This window comes from Enterococcus devriesei (genome assembly GCF_001885905.1).
GTDB classification, from domain to species: Bacteria; Bacillota; Bacilli; order Lactobacillales; family Enterococcaceae; genus Enterococcus_A; species Enterococcus_A devriesei.
Map to the genome: position 1 here is coordinate 1 of NZ_JXKM01000030.1, position 3802 is coordinate 3802.

Consider the following 3802-nt stretch of genomic DNA (forward strand, 5'->3'; position numbering starts at 1 on the left):
TATGCCGAGAAAATTTATTGAAGTTGAGAAGAACCCTTAACTAAACTTGAAGACGAATGTCGGCATAGCGTGAGCTATTAAGCCGACCATTCGACAAGTTTTGGGATTGTTAAGGGTTCCGAGGCTCAACGTCAATAAAGCAATTGGAATAAAGCAATAAAAGGAGTTGAAGAAATGAAATTTAGAGAAGCTTTTGAGAATTTTATAGCAAGTAAGTATGTACTTGGTGTTTTAGTAGTTTTAACTGTTTACCAGATAATACAAATGCTTAAATAAAAAAAGACCTGATCTGATTAGACCAAGTCTTTTGATAGTGTTATATTAATAACAAAATAAAAAGAAGTCGCTCACTCCCTCGCCAAAGTTTGTGATAGCGACTTACCTAGAAAAAACACTAAGTTGTTTTTTTATATCTTGTATATCTAGATATTAAACGATATAAGTTTATTCTTCAAGATATATATTCGGGTGAGCGACTTCTTAAATTAAATTAAGGAGTTGTTTTTTTGTGATTAAAAAAGCAGAAGAAATTCAGACAAAACAAAGCTTAGAAAACGAAAACTTAAATTTTTCTAAAACCGGATACTCTAATAGCCGGTTAAGTGTTCCGATTTGGGACACCCCCCAACCAAAATTAAGTTTTGATGCTATGACAATCGTTGGAAATCTTAATAAAAATAATGCTCAAAAGCTATCTGAATTTATGAGTCTTGAACCACAAATTAGACTTTGGGATATATTACAAACGAAATTTAAAGCTAAAGCTCTACAAGAAAAAGTATATATCGAATATGACAAAGTAAAAGCAGATACGTGGGATAGACGTAATATGCGTGTTGAATTTAATCCGAATAAACTTACACATGAAGAAATGTTTTGGTTAAAACAAAATATTATCGATTACATGGAAGATGACGGTTTTACAAGATTGGATTTAGCTTTTGATTTTGAAGATGATTTAAGTGACTATTATGCAATGACTGATAAATCAGTTAAAAAAACTATTTTTTATGGTCGTAACGGTAAACCAGAAACGAAATATTTTGGTGTTCGTGACAGTGATAGATTTATTAGAATTTATAATAAAAAACAAGAACGTAAGGATAATGCAGATATTGAAATTATTTCAGAACATTTATGGCGTGTAGAAATTGAATTAAAAAGAGATATGGTTGATTATTGGAATGATTGTTTTAATGATTTACATATTTTAAAACCAGACTATTCGACAATAGAAAAAGCTCCTGACAGACATACAATTATGGCTTTGCTATTTGATGAGAGTGAATGGGGAAAATTAGAACGTAAGAAGAAATATAGAATGAAAAAATTAATGGCTGAAATTTCTACAATTGATTTAACGGACTTAATGAAATTGACTTTAAAAGAGAACGAAAAACAATTGCAAAAGCAGATTGATTTTTGGCAACGTGAATTTAGGTTTTGGAAGTAAAATAAGTTTTATTTTATAAAAATCGCTAATTCAGTATAATTAATATTTACGAGGTGACATAACGTATGAAAAAATCAGAGGATTATTCCTCCTAAATATAAAGATTTAAAATTTAGGAGGAAGTTATATATGAATTTTAATATTATCAAATTAGAAAATTGGGATAGAAAAGAATATTTTGAACACTATTTTAACCAGCAAACTACGTATAGCATTACTAAAGAAATTGATATTACTTTGTTTAAAGATATGATAAAAAAGAAAGGATATGAAATTTATCCTTCTTTGATTTATGCAATTATGGAAGTTGTAAATAAAAACAAAGTGTTTAGAACAGGAATTAATAGTGAGAATAAATTAGGTTATTGGGATAAGTTAAATCCTTTGTATACAGTTTTTAATAAGCAAACTGAAAAATTTACTAACATTTGGACTGAATCTGATAACAACTTCACTTCTTTTTATAATAATTATAAAAATGACTTACTTGAATATAAAGATAAAGAAGAAATGTTTCCTAAAAAACCGATACCTGAAAACGCCATACCGATTTCAATGATTCCTTGGATTGATTTTAGTTCATTTAATTTAAACATTGGTAACAATGGTAGCTTTTTATTGCCTATTATTACGATAGGTAAATTTTATAGTGAGAATAATAAAATTTATATACCAGTTGCTCTGCAGCTTCATCATGCTGTATGTGATGGTTACCATGCTTCACTATTTATGAATGAATTTCAAGATATAATTCATAGGGTAGATGATTGGATTTAGTTTTTAGATTTTGGAAGTGAATTTAATTTTATACACGTAAGTGATCATAAAATTTATGAACGTATAGCAACCACCATTTTTGGTTGCTGGTGTTTTGATTTTGAATTTGGTTTTGAACTTATGGACTGACTTGTTCAGTCCATTTTTTGTGCTTGCACAAAAACAAGCCTCGCAGAGCACACGCATTAATGACTTATGGCGATAGCAAATAAGTCTAGTGTGTTATACTTTAATAAATAAAGCTACGCAAAAACATGTGCAGTGGAGGAATTTTAATATGGCGTATTCTATTATCAGAGTTGCTAAAGTGAAATCAAAAACGAATACAAAAGGCATTCAAAAACATGTACAAAGACAAAATAAAAATTATGAAAATATGGATATTGATTTAGAAAAATCATACTTAAATTACGATTTAGTCAATGATAGTCCGATTGATTATAATCAAAAAATCGAAGAGAAAATTGAACAAAATTATAATGGGAAACGCAAAATTAGAAAAGACGCAGTAAAACATATTGATGGTTTAATTACATCTGGTAATGAATTTTTTAAAAATCAAACACTTGAAGAAACAAAGCAGTTTTTTGAACATGCTAAAACGTTTTTAGAACAAGAGTATGGAAAAGATAATTTATTATATGCAACAGTGCATATGGACGAAAAAACACCTCATATGCATTATGGGGTAGTTCCGATTACAGAAGATGGTCGATTGAGTGCGAAAGAGGTTTTAGGTAATAAAAAGGCACTAACTGAATTTCAAGATAGATTTAACGAACATATCAATAGTTGTGGTTATGACTTGAGTAGAGGTATAACAAGGGGCGTTACACCGAGACGACATGAGCAGATAAGTCGTTATAAAAATTTAACAGATTATCACAAAGAAGAATATGAGCATGAGAGCCGAAAATTAGACCGTATAAAGCAAGAAAGCGAAGAAGTAATGGAACAGTATCAAAATGCTTTAGATGTTCTAAAAAAGCCTATAAATGTCCCATATGAGCTTGAAACTGAAAAAGTTGGTGGATTGTTCAACAAAGAAACACAGGAAACAGGTAACGTCGTTATTGATAAAAATGAATTTGATTTATTGCAGGAACAAGTAAAAGCTTCTCAACTCATTACTGATGATTATGAATATATTAAAAGCGGAAAGGCTTTAAAAGATTTTGAGAAAAAAAACAAAAGATTAGAAGATAGATTATTAGACGAACAGATTAAAAATGGAAAAGTAATAGATAAATACAATGATTTAGTGGATAGTTATAATAATTTATTGGAACAAAATCAAGAAAAAGAAAAAGAGTTAAACCGTTCGTATAAACTATTTAACAATGTGTTTAAGTTGATTAAAGGTGTGATGAAAGAAGAAACATATCATTCGTTGATTAACCATATTGATAATCACTTAGAAAGCTCAAAAATGCGAGAAACAATGATTGTAGATGATAACGATGAACAATTCTTTAAGAAAAAATATCAAAGGCATGAACCAGAAATTATTTTTGAAGATGAACGAGATGATGGCTACACTTTATAAAGACGACGCATTTATGCCGAGAAAAT

At 29.2% G+C, this 3802-nt stretch carries 3 protein-coding genes; all 3 read left to right on the forward strand.

What is annotated here, in order from left to right; all coding sequences use genetic code 11:
* The first annotated feature begins 508 nt into the window (after positions 1–508).
* The 3 genes from RV00_RS15750 (at position 509) to mobV (ending at position 3776) form a co-directional block, all read left to right on the forward strand.
* Complete coding sequence (locus RV00_RS15750; RefSeq protein WP_071863486.1) at positions 509–1453, forward strand: replication initiation factor domain-containing protein; 945 nt, start codon at positions 509–511, stop codon at positions 1451–1453.
* 129 nt (positions 1454–1582) lie between these two features.
* Positions 1583–2230: a type A chloramphenicol O-acetyltransferase gene (gene catA / locus RV00_RS15755; RefSeq protein ID WP_001010378.1), complete on the forward strand. Its 648-nt coding sequence runs from the start codon at positions 1583–1585 to the stop codon at positions 2228–2230.
* Between the two features lie 277 nt (positions 2231–2507).
* A complete protein-coding gene (gene mobV / locus RV00_RS15760) occupies positions 2508–3776 on the forward strand; it encodes a MobV family relaxase (protein ID WP_031824442.1) in 1269 nt (422 codons plus the stop codon).
* The last annotated feature ends 26 nt before the right edge of the window (positions 3777–3802 follow it).